14 protein-coding genes are annotated in these 18,668 nt (G+C 56.6%); 2 read left to right on the forward strand and 12 right to left on the reverse strand.

Features of this window, described 5'->3' with window-relative positions:
* Nucleotides 1–21 precede the first annotated feature (21 nt).
* Entirely contained in the window at nucleotides 22–771 is a 750-nt protein-coding gene (locus E3U23_RS09485) for a response regulator (RefSeq protein WP_279351002.1), read from the forward strand.
* Entirely contained in the window at nucleotides 768–1,673 is a 906-nt protein-coding gene (locus tag E3U23_RS09490) for a hypothetical protein (RefSeq protein ID WP_279351003.1), read from the forward strand. The genes E3U23_RS09485 and E3U23_RS09490 overlap by 4 nt, the downstream gene beginning before the upstream one ends.
* On the opposite strand, the gene E3U23_RS09495 is transcribed toward E3U23_RS09490, so the two are convergent.
* The 12 genes from E3U23_RS09495 to E3U23_RS09550 all read right to left on the reverse strand — a co-directional run bounded on the left by E3U23_RS09495 (nucleotide 1,674) and on the right by E3U23_RS09550 (nucleotide 18,612).
* Nucleotides 1,674–5,642, reverse strand: coding sequence for a hypothetical protein (locus E3U23_RS09495; protein ID WP_279351004.1), 3,969 nt, complete (start codon nucleotides 5,640–5,642; stop codon nucleotides 1,674–1,676).
* A gap of 182 nt (nucleotides 5,643–5,824) precedes the next feature.
* Nucleotides 5,825–6,676 (reverse strand): hypothetical protein, encoded by an 852-nt coding sequence (locus E3U23_RS09500; RefSeq protein WP_279351005.1) that lies wholly within the window; start codon nucleotides 6,674–6,676, stop codon nucleotides 5,825–5,827.
* Nucleotides 6,673–7,050 (reverse strand): hypothetical protein, encoded by a 378-nt coding sequence (locus E3U23_RS09505; RefSeq protein ID WP_279351006.1) that lies wholly within the window; start codon nucleotides 7,048–7,050, stop codon nucleotides 6,673–6,675. Before E3U23_RS09505 ends, E3U23_RS09500 begins: the two co-directional genes overlap by 4 nt.
* A gap of 376 nt (nucleotides 7,051–7,426) precedes the next feature.
* On the reverse strand, nucleotides 7,427–9,976 hold the full coding sequence (locus tag E3U23_RS09510) for a poly-gamma-glutamate biosynthesis protein PgsC/CapC (protein ID WP_279351007.1): 2,550 nt from the start codon (nucleotides 9,974–9,976) through the stop codon (nucleotides 7,427–7,429).
* A gap of 11 nt (nucleotides 9,977–9,987) precedes the next feature.
* On the reverse strand, nucleotides 9,988–10,356 hold the full coding sequence (locus tag E3U23_RS09515) for a response regulator (protein ID WP_279351008.1): 369 nt from the start codon (nucleotides 10,354–10,356) through the stop codon (nucleotides 9,988–9,990).
* Nucleotides 10,356–12,680 (reverse strand): hypothetical protein, encoded by a 2,325-nt coding sequence (locus E3U23_RS09520; RefSeq protein ID WP_279351009.1) that lies wholly within the window; start codon nucleotides 12,678–12,680, stop codon nucleotides 10,356–10,358. Before E3U23_RS09520 ends, E3U23_RS09515 begins: the two co-directional genes overlap by 1 nt.
* A gap of 167 nt (nucleotides 12,681–12,847) precedes the next feature.
* Nucleotides 12,848–13,783 carry a ParB/RepB/Spo0J family partition protein gene (locus tag E3U23_RS09525; RefSeq protein WP_279351010.1) on the reverse strand — a complete coding sequence of 312 codons (936 nt, stop codon included), beginning with the start codon at nucleotides 13,781–13,783 and terminating at the stop codon, nucleotides 12,848–12,850.
* Nucleotides 13,780–14,556: a ParA family protein gene (locus tag E3U23_RS09530; RefSeq protein WP_279351011.1), complete on the reverse strand. Its 777-nt coding sequence runs from the start codon at nucleotides 14,554–14,556 to the stop codon at nucleotides 13,780–13,782. Before E3U23_RS09530 ends, E3U23_RS09525 begins: the two co-directional genes overlap by 4 nt.
* Nucleotides 14,553–15,176 carry a 16S rRNA (guanine(527)-N(7))-methyltransferase RsmG gene (rsmG, locus tag E3U23_RS09535; RefSeq protein WP_279351012.1) on the reverse strand — a complete coding sequence of 208 codons (624 nt, stop codon included), beginning with the start codon at nucleotides 15,174–15,176 and terminating at the stop codon, nucleotides 14,553–14,555. The genes E3U23_RS09530 and rsmG overlap by 4 nt, the downstream gene beginning before the upstream one ends.
* Complete coding sequence (gene mnmG, locus E3U23_RS09540; protein WP_279351013.1) at nucleotides 15,173–17,029, reverse strand: tRNA uridine-5-carboxymethylaminomethyl(34) synthesis enzyme MnmG; 1,857 nt, start codon at nucleotides 17,027–17,029, stop codon at nucleotides 15,173–15,175. Before mnmG ends, rsmG begins: the two co-directional genes overlap by 4 nt.
* A 32-nt stretch (nucleotides 17,030–17,061) precedes the next feature.
* Nucleotides 17,062–18,330, reverse strand: a complete 1,269-nt coding sequence (mnmE, locus tag E3U23_RS09545; RefSeq protein WP_279351014.1) for a tRNA uridine-5-carboxymethylaminomethyl(34) synthesis GTPase MnmE — start codon at nucleotides 18,328–18,330, stop codon at nucleotides 17,062–17,064.
* 18 nt (nucleotides 18,331–18,348) lie between these two features.
* The gene (locus tag E3U23_RS09550; RefSeq protein ID WP_279351015.1) at nucleotides 18,349–18,612 is read right to left on the reverse strand and encodes a DUF6489 family protein; all 264 of its coding nucleotides are present in this window, start codon (nucleotides 18,610–18,612) and stop codon (nucleotides 18,349–18,351) included.
* Nucleotides 18,613–18,668 lie beyond the last annotated feature (56 nt).

Consider the following 18,668-nt stretch of genomic DNA (forward strand, 5'->3'; position numbering starts at 1 on the left):
CCAGCCCTAGGGCTTCGGGCAATGTCGGCTCAGGCGCCTTTGAAAGTCGAATCGTATACCCCGCCAGCGGGTGGCATCGGCGTGCACAGCCGACTGCTGCTGGCCGAAGATAACGCAATTGCAAGCGAGCTGATCACGATGATGGTCCGCCGGCTCGGGCACATGGTCGATAGAGCCTCGAACGGGCTCGATGCGGTCGAGGCGGTGGAACGCGCGGCGGCTATGGGCGCACCATACGGCCTCGTTCTCATGGATGCGATGATGCCGATCCTGACCGGCGTCGAGGCGGCACGGCGCATTCGTCGCGCGGGCATTTCGGCGGACAATCTTCCGATCATAGCCGTCAGCGCCGCGACCGACCCGGTGGAAGTGCGGGAATACCTGAAGGCGGGGATGCAGGGATATCTTGCGAAGCCCGTGTCGCTCGTGGACCTTTCCGCCTGCATCGATGCTTGGGCACCAGGTATCGCACGCAGCCGGTCGCGCGGGCGCGACAATCCCGGGCAGTCGCTTCGTCGTCGCTACGAACTGCGCAAAACCGAAGTGCTGGAGCGGTTCGCTGCCGCCTGTGCCGATGCAGACTTCTCCACCTCGCTGGCCGAGGAGTTGCGCGATCATCTGCACAAACTTGCCGGAACCGCCGGCTCGTTCGGCGAGAAGCGCCTGAGCGAAGCCGCCTCGCAAGGTGAAACCCTTTTGATCGGAGCGCCACCCCAGGGTCTGCGCTTGGCCATCGAACGGAGCTACGAGCTTCTGCGAGCCGTCGCATGAATCAGGTTGGTCGTTTTCTTGCAGCGATTTTCGCGATCGGCGCCCTATCGGCGACGCCCGCTCTCGCCGCCGACGAAACCGACGTTTGGCTCGAAGCCGAAGCCCGCGCGGCTTATAGCGACCGGGCGGTGGTCGATGGCGACAGCATCGAAGCGAGCGGTGGCGGGGTAGGTATCGATGCCGGGTTCGAATGGAAGAACGGCCGGACCGCCGTGCAGTTCGATCTCGGCGCTGCGGTGTTCGAATTTACCGATGAGGATCGCGATATGCGAACCAGCACGCGTGCGGTCGCTTCCCTCGCTCACCAAGTAGCAGACGATATCGCTATATCGGTAAGCGCAGGTCATTGGGACGATATCACGACGCTGGAAGCGCGCCGCACCGATCAGGATGCAATCGCGGTCGAGGTCGGTTATGAGAAACGTCCACACCGCGTCCGCGCGTCCGCTCAATATCGCGAGCGGGAATACGAAAGCGTCACGCCGTCCAGAGGGAACGGAATGCGCTATGATGCCGATTACACGTACCGCTTCGGTTCGTGGTATTGGGCGAGAGTGGACCTGCGCGCCGAAGACATCGACAGCGACCACACACGACGCGGGTATGAGCGACATACCATTCGTGCGAGTTTCAGCGCGCCGGTGGACGAGGCCAGGCTATGGCGGGTTCGCCCGCAAATCGAGTGGCGGCAATGGGAGTACGACGACCGCCGCGTGCTGGAGAATGAAAGCGGCGCGCTGCGCAAAGATGCCTATTTGGCGCCCGAAATTGGCTTCTCCTACGGAAAGCTGAGCGGCCTGAAAGCCCGGTTACGTGCCGCGTACCAGTTCCGGACCTCCAACGATCCGCGGTATCGCGCGGATGCGCCCTATCTCGATTTCCGCATCGGCTATCGCTTCTGACTATCGCTTACGCGGAAGAACGCGCGCGATTTGGTCGCCGATAGCATTAGCCAGCCAGCCGCCCTTCTGGCGCGACGTCAGCTTCTTCAGTTCGAGTACAGCGCGCGGATTGCTGATTTGTTCGGCAATCAAGGCTTCGTAGATCCTGTCCGCCTTGCGACGGCGCCGCACGGCATCGCCGCCGTCCAGCACGCCTTCCAGCAAAGCAAGTGCGTAAATCCTCGCCCGTGCACCAAACCCCTTCGCTCCATCGTCGGCGTCCGCTGCGCCGAGTGACAGATCGGAAATAGCCGCGATCTGCTCATCGACCCGCGCGGGGATAGCCTCGACCTGCGCGGGCGCGATACCGGGCGGAAGATTGCCGCGCGCAAGCAACTCCGCCACCGTCGTCTTGACCCGCGCCTCGCTCAACCGCCCATATTCCTGGAAGCCCGATAGCAGTGCGATGCCCTTTGCGGCCGTCGCCTCATCCGCATCGAGCGCCTGGTCGCACGCCTTGCTCACTGCTTCCCATGCCTGCCAGCGATAGACGAAATCAAGGCCAGTGCCCTTGATGTTCTGCATCCCCATGATGCGGTTGACGAGGCCAGGCGGGGTCGCCTTGGCCACCAGCCGCACGATCTGCTCGCCCTTGATGTAATAATCGCGCACCGGGACGAGTTTCGCCATGAACACCCGACGCAGGAAGGCGCGGACCTCGCCGTCATGGGATGCGGGGTTGGCGGAGAAAGAAATTGCGCCGCGCAACTTTTCGTATTCGGCATGGTATCCGACTAGGTCGCGGTAATGCGCCAGTATCTCATCGGCGCGATCGGGTGCAAGGCGTTTGCACAAAACGTCCTCTTGGCCCTGTTCGATCGCGCGCGCGACCTCGGCCTCATCCACTTGACCCGTTACGCCTTCGATCATCGCGACGAGCAACCCGCGCAGCTCAGTTTTCTGTAACGGTACGCGCTGGCGCTTGGCCCACGCGGCCAGCAGATCGAGCGGCTCCTTACCCTCTTCGCCCAAGGTCAGCGCGCGTTCGTACTCGGCCCATTCCTCGTCGATGAAACCCATCAGTCCTTCGATGTTCGATCCGATGAGGAAGTGCTTGTCCGCCGCGATATCGGTCACGAGAATGCGCGCGAATACACGGCTGCGCGGCACCCGGTCGGCCCGGTTGTTGACCACGGTGGATACGTAAATGTCGGGATCGCGTGAGAAATCGTGCTCCTCGAACCCCATGCGCACCCAATTACCCATTGCCCCGAAGCGTTCGTTGGCGGAATTGCCCATGACGTATTCGACCGTCCGATCTTCGATCCGCGAGCGGGGGTAGGTTTTCAGCACGCCGAGATCGGCTACCACCCGATCGGACATCTCCTTGACGCAGAAATCGGGTTCGAGACCGAGCTCGTCGCCCATCGCTGTGACGAGTGCGATATTGTAAGGATGCTCTTCATAAGGAAACCGCGCGAGCAGGTCCTTGTGGATCAGCCCCGCCTGCCGCCAATTGACCGCCCGCATCCGCGTATTCACCTTGCGTGCGCCCTGCTGGAGGATCGGCAGCATTTCCTCTTCGGTCGTCAGGCAAATCGAATTCTCGGGAATGAATTCGGTCATCACGATGGGGATGTCGCGCCCTGCCGGGCCCTGCACGTCCTCGTGATCGGGATAGGTATTGGTAAGCGTTCCGATATCGTCGCGCATCCAGTCGCGCTGCAGCACGCGGACATAGGACGGATTGAGCCCCATGCATTCCCATAAGAAAACCCGCCCGCCTAGCCGCCGGGTAATCTTGATGAGGTTGTACTGCTCCCAGATCGTCGCTTTGTCGTAGGGGCGGAAGAGGAACATCTCGGTCAGTTCGCCGAACGCCTCGCCATTCAGGAACATTGCCTCGCAGCCGGTCGTCTTGGAGACGAGCGGCGGCCCGAGCGCATTGATCAGTCCCGCTTTTAGCCGCTCGGTCCCCGATTTACCGCGCGTTCCCCATCCGCCGAGGCTAAGCGCGATCCCGTTACGCACCCGCCGCGCATGCTGGCCGAGGACGACATGGCGCCCGAAGAACCACAGGCAGACCAGCACGAGGAACAGCGCGAGCTGTGTCAACGTGTTCGCGAAAACGGTGGCGGCGTAGCCGACGATCTCGTTCCACATGATCGGCAGCATGGCGAGCGGTGCGCCGATGGAGAAGAAGCGCGTCACGCTCGGATCGGGCGGAACTCCGCCGCTTTCGGTATCGTCGGCGGTCCTTGCATGCGGCGCGAACGACAATTCTACGCCGTATTTTCGCAAGGCATTCACATAGTCGTGGCCGACACGATTGCGCAGTTCCGCGATTGAGGCGAAATCGCGCGAGAGGCGCCAGTAGCTGCGTCCTCGTGCAACCAGACCGTCCGGCGGCGTAATGTGCGTCACGCCTTCGCTTGTGAACAGGCGGACCGTTTTCCCAAGATCGATCGCGGAGAGAACATGGTCGACCAACGGCAGCCAGTTGCGCCAGTTGCCATCTTCGGCTTGGAAGAGCGGTTCGCCGGGCACCTTGGTCGGCGCAAGTTCGGCCATCCTTGCCGAGGGAGCGGAGATGGTGCCGCGATACGTACGGCCGATCGTATGCAAGAAAGCCTGGCGCTTGTCGGTCGCCGCGTGCCGACCCTCGAACAGCAGGCGCCAAAGTCGCCGTGCAAACCGGTCTCCGCGCTGCAGGACCGGGCGCCTGACTTCTGTGAGATCGAGCCCGAAGTCGCCTTGCGCCAATACCGCCATAACCCGCCCGACGCGCGCTGGATCGGCGATAATCGTGTCGTTCAGGATAGCGACCGAACGGGACTGTCCCTCGCGCAAGCCGTCGCTCGCTTCGCGTATCTCCTGCGCCAAGGCCAGCGCCTCGTCGTCGGCGGCCAACCAGATGCGCTCATGCGCTTCGGAAGCCCAGCGACGCCACTTCGGTTTCTCAACCCGTTCACGAAATTTTATCAGGGCCTGGCGAAACTGAAGCGCCGTTTCAGGCAGCAGGGGATCACTCGTAATCCGAAGATGGTCGCACAGCCGCGCTGCAGCATCCATCGCCATGCGCAGCACGAACTCGTCCGAGTCACGCGAAAGCACGCGAAGGATATGCGCTCGATAGGCTAAGATGCCGCATGCCGTCGCCATTTCCGCGGGCTGAGCGAACAGGGTGGCCCTTACTTGCGGATCGGCATCGACACGAGCGCGTACGGCGAAGGCCCCTGCAAGGTCGGCGGGAAGCGATGGGATGGCCTCTGCTACTGCTTGCCTCACGCACCCTTCAGGATCGAGCGACAGACGCTCGAGCAGGTCGGAGAGTTGCCGATCCTCCCTCAGTTTGGCGGCGGTCAACCGTGCAAGATGCCGACGGACGAACAGTCCCGCGTCGCGCCGCTGCGGCGCCCCGCTGCGATCGTCGTTCAGCCTTCGCGCAACGGTCGCGCGGAAGCTCTCTTCGGAAAGTTCGGCCAGGATATCGAATGCGCAGCATTGGGACCATACGGTTTCACGCCAATCGAGAGCGGTGCGACGTAGGTCTCGCAAGGCCGCCTCGATCCAGAATACCTGACCGGTGATAGCGTCTGCTCGTGCGACATGGCGCAAGCTGGCGTAAGCAGCTTCCCGAACGCGCGGTTCTCCACGATAGCGCCGTATGTCGGCGAGCAGACCTGCATATTCATTCGCGATACGAGGATCGGCTGCTGACAAATCGCGACCAGACAATGCATGTGCCGCCATTAATCCTGCGCGCTCAACCGCATGCGCTACCGCACGTTCGCGTTGGCCGATCCTGCGTCGGTACCTCTCGATGACCGCATCGCTATCGAACCATTTACCGAATGCCTTCCGGTCCTTCGCCAATCGGCGCCTGTCAGCCCCTAATTTTCCGGCTAGATCGAGGACGGCGGCGCGCCGCTCCTCACTTTCGTCGACATGGGAATATCGAGCCTGAAAGATCGCGGCCGCTTGATTCATTCGCTCGATTTCGGCCAGTTGAACGCGAGTGAAAGCGCAAAGCGATCGGCAGTAGGCGATCCAGGATTGCCCCCTCGGTTCGAAATCTGCGACCTCTTCCGCAAGATCGGCATAAACCGGAATGAGCAGATCCGGCATCTCTCTGGTAAGCGCATCTCGAAAAGGAGGGGGGTCGTAATCTGTCACGAGAGGCCAGCCGTCAGGCATCTTGCAAATCGGGCTCGGATAGCCCGATCGTTCGCAAGAGACTGGCGAACGGAACGAGCCATTTCGATATGCGCGAAGCCGCTAAAACCTACAGCATGAAGTGCCTGTCCCTGCCGGTTGGACAAGGCACCTAATTCCGCAACGTCTCCAGGATATACGGCGACGCGCAATGGATGGAGTTCACGGGACAGGCAATCGGCGAGATCCAGCAATCCCGCGTTTGGCGCAATAGTACCGTCGCTCACTATTATATCGGCAAGTTGCGCAGCACGACTTGCCCGCTTGTCCCGGTCGAAACCATGCAGTTGAACGATGCGCCCCGCCGGGTATCTTTCGGCAAATGCGAGTGAGAAAGCGGTCAGATAATGCGTTTCATGCCGCGTGGGATCGCCGCCCACGCAATTCGCGCCGCCATGCCGAGGTGCGCTGTTCCAAGCTGCGGCAGTAGCTGCCTGTTCGTCGAACAGGCGAGCGGTAATCGTACCGGTAAAAAGGTCCGAACCACGATGAGGCGCGAGTATTGCAATTTGGTTCGAAGCGTCACGGCGTAAAGCGTAACTCCCGCGTCCGAGGCAATCGTTATCGGGTTCCGAAAGCAAGGTTACACCATTGTCGTCTTCGTAAATCAGACCCGACGGAGGAGAGGTTGCGTCTCCCTGCAAGACCGCTGCGAACCTCCCTTGCGCCTCAAACGCTTCCGCAGCGGACGGTATGTGAAAGCCTTCCGCATTTCGTAGCGGCGACAGGTAGCGGATGGCGAGAATTGCAGCGACGACCATGAGCACAACGAAGGGAAGCCACCATTTGGTTGGCGAAGCTCTCTTCATTCCCCCTCGGCTTCCTCGAAAGGTCGCTCATAGACTACGCTGACCAAGTAGTCTCGACCAGAGATGCCTGCAGGCCCAACCACGCGCCAACGGTTGCCTATAAGCGACGAGCGCTCCGCGTCGCTGAGCAGTTCGGGCGGGAATGCGTCGGCTCGCGCCATAGCAGCCTGCTCTTTCACGCTACGACGCTGAAAAGTGGACAAGGCGGTGGTCCCGATGAACGGGAGGCGCTCGTAGACCCGGGCGTCGATGCTTGCCACACCGATAGCAAGGTCGAGCGCGGTTAATTCGACCTTCGAAACAGGCTCCGAAGTTTCGATAACCGCTTCGTCCTGTAGAGCGATCTGCAAGTTCGAGTTGCGATGATACCGCATCGGACGTTTGAAAGGGCGTAGCCGATCGGGGTGCAAGGCACGGGAAAAAATATCATGTCTTGCTACGACCTGGTCGTTTCCATCGCGAAGGATCGCTCGATATCCATAGATCCACGTCCTATCGATATGCCAATCGTTGGGCTCGATATTGGGCTGTGACATGATCCGAACCAAGGAGGTCGGTCGGGATAGAACGAACGCTATAGAACCACCAGATGGAACGCGATAAACCAGACTGCGTACAGGAGCCACTATACTGCGCGATGTACTTGTTGCACTTATAGAAGGGGCGTCGATAACCGCTACGGCACCGCCACCTATTAGAAAGAGCCCACATATCGCCAGAACGCCCTTCGCAATACTCGTCAGTCGCATCTCAGTTTGACCCGGTTCCGGGCACGAACAATACCGCATACCGTTTGTTCGCCGAATGGTTGAGGTAGACGAGTGTCGTCTGAGCAAACGCTTCGAAACCGGCCGACTGGCGATCACGCATCGCGGGTATAGGCGAAAGACCCGCCTTACGAGCGACAGCGATCGCCTCATCCGCCCACGACTCGGTATCGCCGACCCGATCGAGCGTCACCACGGTCCGATCTTGCATCCATGCAAGGCCGAAGGGTCGTGAACGAAGCTGAAAAATTCCGGCGGGTCGGTCTTCCAAACTGTCCAACGCCGTCTGTACCACCGTTCCGAAAACGGTGCGCTGGGACCCATCGTAATTTAATTCATTTGGCGCGATGGCATACAGTTTGGCGTTGGCGGCACCTGCAATCGAGAAGCCTGCGGCTGCCAGGGTTGTCGTAGAGTGGTCCTTTTTACGTTCTATTGGCGTATTGTTCGTGTCCGCCGACAGCACGATGCGATCCGATCGTCCGGTATCGGCAAAATAGTAGCGACCCGTACCTTCCGGTCCAACAAGCGCTGTAAGACGGCGCCCCCGATGGAAACACCGCAACAATTTGTATCCGGCAAGTTCTGCGGATTCGCGAGCAAGCGCGAATGCTGTCGCTCCATCTGGTTCATCCTGTAACAATGGCTGAAGGACATACTGGCGTAAGAAAAGCCGAGCTAAAAGAGTATCTACTGCAGGGTTCGACGGAGGCTGCGTAAGCGTATCGCACGGGACTGGTTTTTCGCGCTCAGTATCCGCAATTGCGAATTGAGCTGCGGCGCTCGGTGAAAGTTCGAGGCGGCCTGGCGTACCTGCGACGGGATCTCGTGCCTGTCGGCTCGACGCGAAACCGACAGACAGATCGGGAAGAATACGGCGTATGGAAGAAATATCGATCGCTGGAGCGTTCCGATCGGCTAGAAGAAGTCTCGGCTGTGCCCCCTTGGGCGCGCCTTTCAGCATAAGTTCGGGACCGGTTCTAACACTACGGAATATTGAAAGTACGGTCCGGTTCTTGCTTGCTTGTGGGGGCTGAGGAGAAGTGAGAATTAGCCAGCGCGCCCCAAGCCGTTTGCGTAATTCGATGGCAGAAGTACCTATTCCGACATCGTTTGAGCCGTCGACGATCAGAGCCAGATCATTCGGCGCCTTGCTATCGAAAAGGATGAGATCCGCGCCGTCTCCGTCATCCCTTGTCATAGCAATCAGATCGTCGTCGAGCGGACTCAGCCTCCAGCCCTCGGCTGCTACCCCCGTTCCGGATTTTAAGGGCGGAAGACCATTCTCCATCAGAAGGAGTCCACGTGTGAGTGCTTCGGCACTTTCTTCCCTGAGGGCTCCGTCTGCGAAGGTCGCTTTTCGCCAGATACTGTCGCCGAGAGCTGCAACGAGTAGGTCTTGGCCCCGATTTGCACCGCTGCGCCCTGTCGCCGTTGCAGCATTCGCTGCTGTCGACGGGAGGATTGCAGCTAGAACCACACCTGCGAGATTTCCTAAAACGGCGCCGACAAACGAAACCTGCAGGGTCGAACGCATCAGACGGGGAAAGATGTCTTTATCATGTGCCTTCATGGCGAGAAGTGTGGAGAGCAAATATCCGAACCCGTAGAAGTCGGTCGTCTTCACATTCCAAGCCAAGATCACCAACAAGTGCCCTACTAATAGCTTCAACGCGAAACTGATGTTGAAAAAAAGCAGGATTTTGTTGGCGCCCTCCATCGTCACGCTGGAAAGAAGTCGAGTTTTTAATAGCTGCCGCGCAATGAAATAAATTGCTGCAGCTTCGACAAATGACGTAATAATCTTTGTGGGTTGATACCACTGCAAGGCAATGAGGGCGGGAATGAGAATCCCTGAAAAGTCCCAGCCATACTTCACGTTCATATACGATGCGTAGAGCGCCGTCAGGACGAGTATCATGTAGGCTTTGGGGCTTGCGAGGATGGAGCTCGCAATCCCCTCGTAAAGGTAAGATACCCCGCTCATACGGAAATTCGTGAATTCCATCAGGCCGAACCGGACAATCAGGAATGTAAGACCGACGGTGACGCCAGCGGTAAATAGCCCGCGAGACAATCCCGGTTTCCAGAATTGGTTTGCCAACAACGAGATAATGACCAAGCCGAAACTCTGGAGATCGCTGCGCCAGTCGAGGGCAAGATCATATTGCGCCGAGAGCTTTGCCGCCAGGGCTGGTAATACCCAACCATCCATGGCGATGCGAACGACGATGCTGGATAGAATGAGCCCCATGAAGCGATCTCGCCCGAAGAGGCTCGGAAACCGACCATTCGAAAGCTTTTCCGAGAACAGCCAAACAATCGCGTAGGCCATGATCGCTTCGACCACGATAACGGCGGCAGCAATCGGTTTTACGATCAGGAGGGGCACAAGATAGCCAGGGACGACGAGCCCCGACAGAACCCAGCCATATCGCAAATTAAAGAAGCACAGGACGAAAACACCCACCCAGACAGTGGTTATTACCGAACTGGCGAGCCCACCTTCCGGAAAGAGTGCAAGCGTTGGCATCGACGATTTGATCAGACCATGGCGGCTGAGATGGCCGCTAGCAAAATGTCTGTTTCAATGGGTTTTCGCACCATGGTCGCAACACCATAATCGCGGCCTTCCTCAAGAATGGTCGCCGTTACCGACGCTGACATTACTATGATCGGCGCATGCTGTGGAACGTGCCGTCCGATGGTTCGCATAAATTGCAAGCCATCCATCCGCGGCATAACCAGATCGAGCAGGATGCAATCGAAGATCCGATTTCGGCAATACTCGAGCCCTGTGGCGCCGTCATGTGCGACCACCACGCTCAAACCTTCCAACTCCAGCAGCGACGCAAGCATATCGCAAAGTAGTTCGTCATCGTCGATGACTAGTATCGTCCCCCCACCCTTCATTACACACGCCTCAAACGGATTCCGAACCGGAAGCCTTTGCCCGGCGCACTCCAATAGCTGACACTTCCTCTCCAAGCGATTGCTTCCGCGATCCCCGCGGAAGCGATCTGGTATTCCGAAGGCGCCTCGCCGGGTTTGGCATCGAGCGCGTCGACGAACCGATCGAAAGGGAGGCCAAATCCGCCCGAGACCGTAATATCTGTGGTTTCCTCATGCTCGCTGAGTGAGATGTGCGCAGCTTCTCCATGTGCCGTATCGGCTATGATAAGGCGTAGCATGGCTTCGATCATGTCGCACAGCATCAATGGTTCGGCGATGCTGAACCCTCCAATGTCGGGTAACGTCGCATCGACGGTAACGCCCAGTTCTTCCGCATACGGTGCAACCCTTTCAACGGCTTGCAAGGTAACCTTGCGGGCCTCAACCGGGTAGGCTACACCCAAGTCGTCATATGGTTGCTCTTCCAGAAGCTCCCGAACATTTTCCAGCCGCTTATTTGCACGACGGGTTACATCCGAAATCCTGTTCAAAACACGCCCCCGTGCTTCGCCTTGGAGGCGGTTATCTTTTGCTAAAGACGCACCAAGTGCGATGGCTTCGAGATCATTACGTAGTTGGCGATCGATAAATGTCCCCACGGCGAGCCGCAATTCTGCCAAGCGATCCAGTTCACTGACATCGACCGCTTCGAGGACCAGAACGGTTTGCGAACGATGCCGCACTTCCGAAGCTATCCCAAGCCGGAGTATTCGTTGTCGTCCGCCAAAGTCGCGCATCGGTACTCGCATATCACCGCCTTGAAGCAGGATACCGCGAACCATGCTTTCCGCCTGCGCCAAATCGAGTTCCGAGAGTTGCAAGAGGGTGTCGACAAGGGCCGTTTTTTCTGGGTCGATTTTTGCGAGATTTAGCAGCGCTCGCATCTGCGCGTTCGCATGGACGGGAATACCCAAGGGCCGGAAAATAAATACGCCCGTATCCAGAGTGTCGAGCCCGTGAGCAAGTTCGTCGCCGTGAACGGTGATAAGATTAGCCGCACTTCTGAGCCGGTCGTCGATTGATCCGCGGTGTCTGCCTTCAAGAAGCCGCTCCCGCCAGTCGTGGCTTAAACGATAGCGCTGGATCGCATCATCGAGAAGGCGTGCCGTAGCATATTTCGCTGTATCGTCGGGTACGTCGTATTCAAACCGCAGCACTTCATCCGCATTGGTCAGGTGGTATCGGTAAGGACGGTCACTTGGCTGACCGACCGCCATAAGCTCGTCCCATTCCGAAGTTTTTTCCTTTTTCTGCCGTATATTCACATAAGGAAGACGCAACAGACGCGCGGCATTGGCAAGGTGGCGAGGCATTGCGGCGCGATCTACAAAAACGCTTCGCGAGAACGACAGTTCGATGGCGTTCTCTATGGTTCGTTCAAGGCGCCGGGTTTGTAGCCTCCCCACTGTGTGCAATTTAGTAACTGCAGCGAAGCATATCACGAAGATCACGGCCGAAAGCGGAGTAAATAGATCCAAGTATGTTATACATACCACCCAGGCAAAGATTGCTAACACACTTGCAGCGAAGCAGGTCAGAAAAAGGAAGGCGCTTGGCAACCTAAAGCCGATCAACCTTCGCATACCGAACGCAAACAGAAGAATGAGCAAGACTTGCCAAAAAGGCCCTGCTCGAGTGACCGCGCGATTATCTATAAGGGTCTGTGTTGCCGAAGCTCGCAAAAGGTCTTTCGTTGTAACCTGCCCGGAGGGGTCCAAGGATGTCGCAATTGGCGAGTTCCGGTCGGCGGGCGAAGCCAGAATAGCGACGGTTCCAATAAGTTGCTTGTTAGCGAAAAGACCATCGACAAGTTGAGCGACTGCAATGCGCGGGATATTTTGCGCGATTGGCATCCTGACGAGGTACGAGTGGGGGGCGCCGGCTCGATCGGCGAGCACCGCTTCGAAAGACAGGGTGGCTCTGGCCCGTGGTGGCGACGAGGACGTTCGGAAAATCCCTCTATCAGCTTTCGTGAATGCATCGATGGTAGGAATGCAGGAATAACCGCCATCAGTATCAAGGAGCACGACGACCAACTTTCGCGTGCTGCCGGAACAAAGGAGTGAGGCAGAATTTGCATCTGTAATACCGACCCGTCGCAAGCCGGATGCGCGCAATGCCGCAACGAATTGCTCGGCACCTTCTTGCTCTAAAGCCCCTTCGAGTATGACTACTCGCGGAGTCCTAGGGCTGCCGCTACGCGTTACTGTGTCGTAAAAGAGGTTGTCGACGACGTCGAAGGTTTGGATTGAACCTATAGCGAAAGCCACGACAGTCAGAAACATCGCTGCAAGCAGGTCGCGCCCAATCGCAAACCCAAGCCATTTTCGAGGACGAAAGGACCGTAGCGAAAAGTATGTTTTTGCGTTCAAGGCCCGATCCGTCGCCCGCTCCCACTAGCTCAACACTTAGCGGGCTACAAGATTCGCCGGCACAGCGGGACCGCTGCGCGTTAGATCTCTCCGCCAGTAAGCCGCTGGCATATCAAATCAAGTTGATCGAGTGTTCGAAATCCAATTGTCACATTACCTGTGTTGGGAGACTTCGTAATGGAAATCTTTACCGGCATTCCCAGAAATTCTTCTAAGTGACCTTGGACAGCTGCAATGTCCGCCTCATTGCCCGCATGACCATCCCGATTGGTAACATCCGTTTTTCGACCTTTTGTTGGCTGCTTAATCCTAGAAAGATGCTCGACTTCTCGGACCGATAAGTTTTTATCGACAGCTTCCTTTGCAATCCTATCCGCATCTGATTTTCCTATTAGGGCCCGAGCGTGGCCCATCGAAAGCTTAGCATCTGCAACGAGGGAAAGCACCGACTCCGGAAGTGAAAGAAGACGCTGGAAATTCGCGACATGACTGCGAGACTTGTCGACAAGCTTTGCGATCTCCGCCTGCGTCATTCCTTGATCGTCGGACAGGCGCTGATAGGCCCGCGCCTCCTCGATCGGATTTAAGTCTTCTCGCTGCAGATTTTCGATCAGCGCTAATGCGGTTACATCGCGCTCGTTTAAATTGCGGACTATTGCAGGAATAGCATGAAGCCGCGCGCGTTGGGCTGCACGCCAGCGTCGTTCACCTGCGACGAGTTCGTAGCGGCCATCCTCTTTTGGACGGACGATAATCGGTTGAATAACGCCCCGCGCGGATATCGACGCAGCCAACTCGTCGAGCGCTGCATCGTCGAAATAGGTACGCGGCTGATTTGGCAGTGGGGAGATATCAGCCGTTGGAATATTCTGAAGAGTGTCTCGCGCCGTCCCAGCCAAGCCGTCTTGTTCGCGCCGTTGAGTAGACGGACTGGCCAACGGTTCTTCGCGCTTAACATCCCCCAGCAGAGCTCCAAGACCCTTACCCAACTTCCGCTTACGATCTATCGTAGTCATGCAGCTTTCCTGGTTTCTTGAAGTCGACCGATAAGTTCTTTGGCCAAATTGATGTAAGCTCTGCTGCCAGAACAATTATGATCGTAAATCAACGCTGGTAGCCCATGGCTCGGCGCTTCGGATAGGCGGACATTGCGGGGGATCACCGCCTCGAAAACTAGGTTGCCGAGGCAATCCCTGACATCGTCTGCAACTTGATCGGTTAAGCGATTTCGCCTGTCGAACATTGTCAAGGCGATCCCTACTATACCGAGATTGGCATTGAAGCGTTCGGTTACATGCTCGACAGTTTGCAGAAGTTGGCTCAAGCCCTCGAGAGCGAAGAACTCGCACTGCAACGGAACGAGAAGAGTGTCCGCTGCGGCAAGAGCGTTCAGGGTTAATAACCCCAAAGATGGCGGGCAATCGATAAAACAAATGTCGTATGCGTTCGATTGCGCCAATGCATTCCGTAGCCTGAATACTCGATCTTCGGCCGACACGAGTTCGATCTCGGCACCGGACAGATCTTGAGTAGCTGGCACCACATCCAAACCGGGAATGTCACTGCCCTTCAAACATGCTGCAATGTCGGCGTTGTCGACTAAGACGTCATAGCTCGAGGTTTCACGGGCATCGGCTGGAATTCCCAATCCGGTGGAAGCATTCCCCTGAGGATCCAGATCGATAAGCAAGGTCTTCCACCCAATGGCAGCCATAGCAGTAGCTACATTAATAGCCGTCGTGGTCTTTCCGACGCCGCCTTTCTGGTTGGCTATGGCAACACAAATCATGATGATGCCCCCCGACCTTTTCCGACTAATATGTAAGCGCCCGTGTCCGTCACTGATTGTTCCACGTGAAACATGTTTTGTATGGGTTTCGAAGCTTCTGATAGCTCTTGCCGCGCTCGACTGCCCTTTGGCAATATCCAATAGGTATCGTTTGTGGAGAAAGGCCGCGCCGAGGTAACCAAATCCGTCAAGGACATCACGGCTCTGGCCGATATGATCCCCGCTTTCTCTTTTTGTAAACGCTCGATCTTAGCTTCGACTATTCGGCATCTGGAGAGGTCCAAGTCCTCAGATACGGCGTGAAGCCAAGCCCCCCGTTTTTTGCGAGGCTCGATCAATAAGGTCTCTCGGTTCGGGTCAAGAATGCCTATTACGATACCCGGCAGTCCAGCACCACTTCCAATGTCAAACCAAGAACCTTTTGTTTCACTTGGAACAAACGAAAGAAGTTGAGCTGAATCGACAATATGTCGCGTCCAGATTTTGGCAATCGTCGATTTTGCTATCAAATTCTGCCGGGTGTTTTCTTCGACAAGTAACTCAACAAATTTTGACAATTTATCGATACAAGCTTCTGAAAACCGTTCGCGTAACCAAATTTTCGCTTCTTCCTCAGTCATGCCCGCTCAGCATGTTCGAGCCGGCGCGCCTGAACGATGATCGCTGATATTGCAGCAGGTGTCACACCTGGCACTCGACCAGCGCTTGCAATTGTCTCGGGCCGTGCCATGCTAAGCCTTTCGACCATCTCGTTCGAAAGCCCAGCCACCGTCTTGAAAGAAAAATCTGAGGGAAGTTTTAAATTGTCACTTGCCCGCATGGATGCAATTTCCGCTTCCTGTCGAACTAGATAAGGCTCATAAGCGGCATCCTCTTCTACCTCAGTGAGGAGAGCGTGATCCGAACCATCTGGGATTTCAAGAAAGTCCGACAAGTCCGTCAGCTTCAGTGCCCCGCCCTGAAGCCATTCACGTGCCGATCGTAGAGAATGTGCGCTTCCTATCGGCAAAGATCGCGCCCTGAGAGTTTCAGAGGAGAGAGAAATTTCGAGTTGCGACTTTATCGCCGTCAACTCTGTTTGGCGCTGTTCGAACCATCTTCGTCTATTCGATCCTACCAATCCGGCCTCAATACCAAGAGGCGTCATACGGCTGTCAGCATTCGCCGCGCGCAAGCGCAAACGGTATTCCGCGCGCGAAGTCAGCATTCGGTACGGCTCGGTAACCCCTTGTGTGGTTAGATCATCGATCATTACTGCAATATAGCTGTTCGAGCGATCGAGCTTGAGGCGAGGAAGGTCCAATACCAAGCTTGCCGCAGCCGCACCCGCCACCAGACCCTGTGCTGCCGCTTCCTCGTATCCGGTCGTGCCGTTTACTTGGCCCGCGAAAAACAAACCGTTTAGATTTTTATATTCGAGGGAGGTCTTTAGAGCACGAGGATCAATATGATCATACTCTACTGCATAGCCCGGAACTGTCATCTCGACCTGTTCGAGACCGACCATGGATCTCAACATTGCGAGTTGCACTTCCGAGGGCAACGATGTGCTTATTCCGTTCGGATACACCAATGGCGTCGATAAACCCTCGGGCTCCAAAAATACCTGATGGCCGTCACGGTCTGCGAAGCGATGGATCTTGTCTTCGATCGAAGGACAGTATCGAGGTCCGTTTGCGTCGATCGCACCACTGAAGAGCGGGGAACGGTCCAAGCCGCTGCGAATGATTTCGTGAGTTTGCGGATTTGTTCGGGTAATACCACAAAAAATCTGAGAATTTTGTCGAGTCCGCGTGAGGGAGGAAAAAGTCCACTCTTCGCCATCAGATGGCTGCATTTCCAATTCTGCCCAATGGACAGTCCGTCCGTCGAGCCTTGGCGGTGTTCCCGTTTTCATTCGAGACATTGGTAAACCAATATCCCTCAATTGGGTTGCGAGCCTGGTTGCTGCTTTCTCTTCGACTCGGCCGCCTGAGGCGGTGTCTAAGCCTCGGAAGAGGCGTCCTCCGAGAAATGTTCCGCTCGCGATTACGACTGCGTCGGCCCTGACTACCGGGCCACCCTCTAGGCGCACGCCTTCCGTAGATGTTCCGCTAATTAAAAGCTCAACGACATTCCCTTCTATGATATCAAGGTTATCGTACGAAAAGACCGTCGTTTGGACATAATCACTGAAAAGTTGTCTATCAGCTTGAACGCGGGGACCCCAAACAGCGCTTCCTTTGCTTCGATTAAGCATTCGGTAGTGGATCGCAGCGGCATCGGCCGCTCGTGCAATCACTCCATCTAGCGCGTCTATTTCCCTAACGAGATGGCCTTTGCCCAGACCACCAATCGCAGGATTGCAACTCATCGCGCCGATATGGTGCTTGTCGAACGTAATCAGAGCGGTCTTCGCGCCAGCGCGCGCTGAAGCGCAAGCTGCCTCAACGCCAGCATGCCCGCCGCCAACTATCAGAACATCAAACCGCATTGTCACACCCTCAATGTTTCACGTGAAACATGCTATTTACCGATACAGAAACCTGAAAACAGCGAATCCAACATGTCTTCCGTTGATGTACGTCCGACAATTTTATCGAAGGCGACCCGAGCAAGCCGCAGACTCTCTGCCACAAGCAAAGGATCCCTCTGGTCAAAAACATCTTGTAACGCCGTATCAGCATACACGAGCATATCACGCTGCCGTTGATTTAGCGATATGTCGGTGGGTTTGGGAAGCAGCTCGCGCGCTTTTCGAACTATAAACTCGCTTAGCATTTCTATCCCAAAACCGCTTACAGATGAAACCATTAATGCATTCTGTTTCGTATGCTTTGGGAGATCTGCTTTCGTTCCCACTTCGATTGCATTCGGAGGCCCCTGCCCCTCTGGTCCAAGCCATAAGACAATATCTGCGCGCGTTAACTCGATACGCGCACGTTCAATACCTATACTCTCAATCTCGTCCGTCGTGTGTTCGTGAATACCGGCCGTATCGACAAGCACGATCGGGACCCCAGCGATCGCGATGGGTCGTTCGATCATATCACGTGTCGTCCCTGCAGCCGGGGAAACGATCGCCGCATTTTCGTCGACCAAACGATTAAATAGGGATGATTTGCCTACGTTCGGCGGACCCGCAAGAACGACCCTTATTCCCGACCGAAGTTTTTCGACGGTGGGGCGATCAATTTCCTTCGCCAATTCACTGTGCAACTCGGAACATAAGGTCCGAATTCCATCCATGTCAGCGTCGACGTCGTCCTCGTCGGCAAAGTCCATTAAAGCTTCAAGTTGAGCTGAAATGCCTAGTAGCCGTGTGCGCCATATTTCGACCTTGGAGGACAGAGCCCCCCCAAATTGCTGCTGCGCCACTGCACGTTGCAATTCGGTTTCAGCTGCAAGTAAATCGGCAAGACCTTCCGCTTCCGCAAGATCCATCCGCCCGTTTTCAAAAGCACGACGCGTAAACTCGCCCGGCTCGGCGGGACGAAGGCCCTCCAGCTTTTCCAGTCTAGCCTGAACGGCATTGAGGATAGCTCGCCCACCGTGGCAATGCAGTTCGGCCAAATCCTCGCCCGTCGCACTCTTCGGTCCCTCGAACCATAAAACGAGTGCCCGATCGAGTACACTACCATCCTCTGCGCGAACGGTCCGAAGGGAAGCAACACGCGAGCGTGGAACCCCGCCGACCACGGTTTCGAGAACTGCTTTAACCGCCGGCCCCGATATTCTGATTATGCCTATCGCAGAAGGCGGCGCGCCGCTCGAAAGCGCAAAAATCGTATCCATAACAAATGAGAAAGCGACTTACTTTTTCGTTTCTGGCGCGCCGCCGGACGGCGACTGCATTGCAGCCGCGCCTTCCATAAAGCTCTGGAACAGTTTGAACCCCGCCTGCCCCATTGGGGCCAGTTGGCGCGCATATTCCTGAAGCTTTTCGGTGTCGGAAACGCCTTTCATCGCGTTCGACATCATGTCCACATATATCGCATTTGCCTTGCCGACGTCGGGGAGGCCCATGAACGAGCGAGCCTCTTCGGGCGTACAATCGATTTCGACGTGGACCTTCATGCCGCTTTCTCCGTTACCAGTGCATCGTCAATGTGGGCGTTTGCGCGCCTCTACAC

Origin of the sequence: Erythrobacter litoralis (assembly GCF_029760855.1) — a bacterium.
In the GTDB taxonomy this organism is placed as follows: Bacteria; Pseudomonadota; Alphaproteobacteria; order Sphingomonadales; family Sphingomonadaceae; genus Qipengyuania; species Qipengyuania litoralis_A.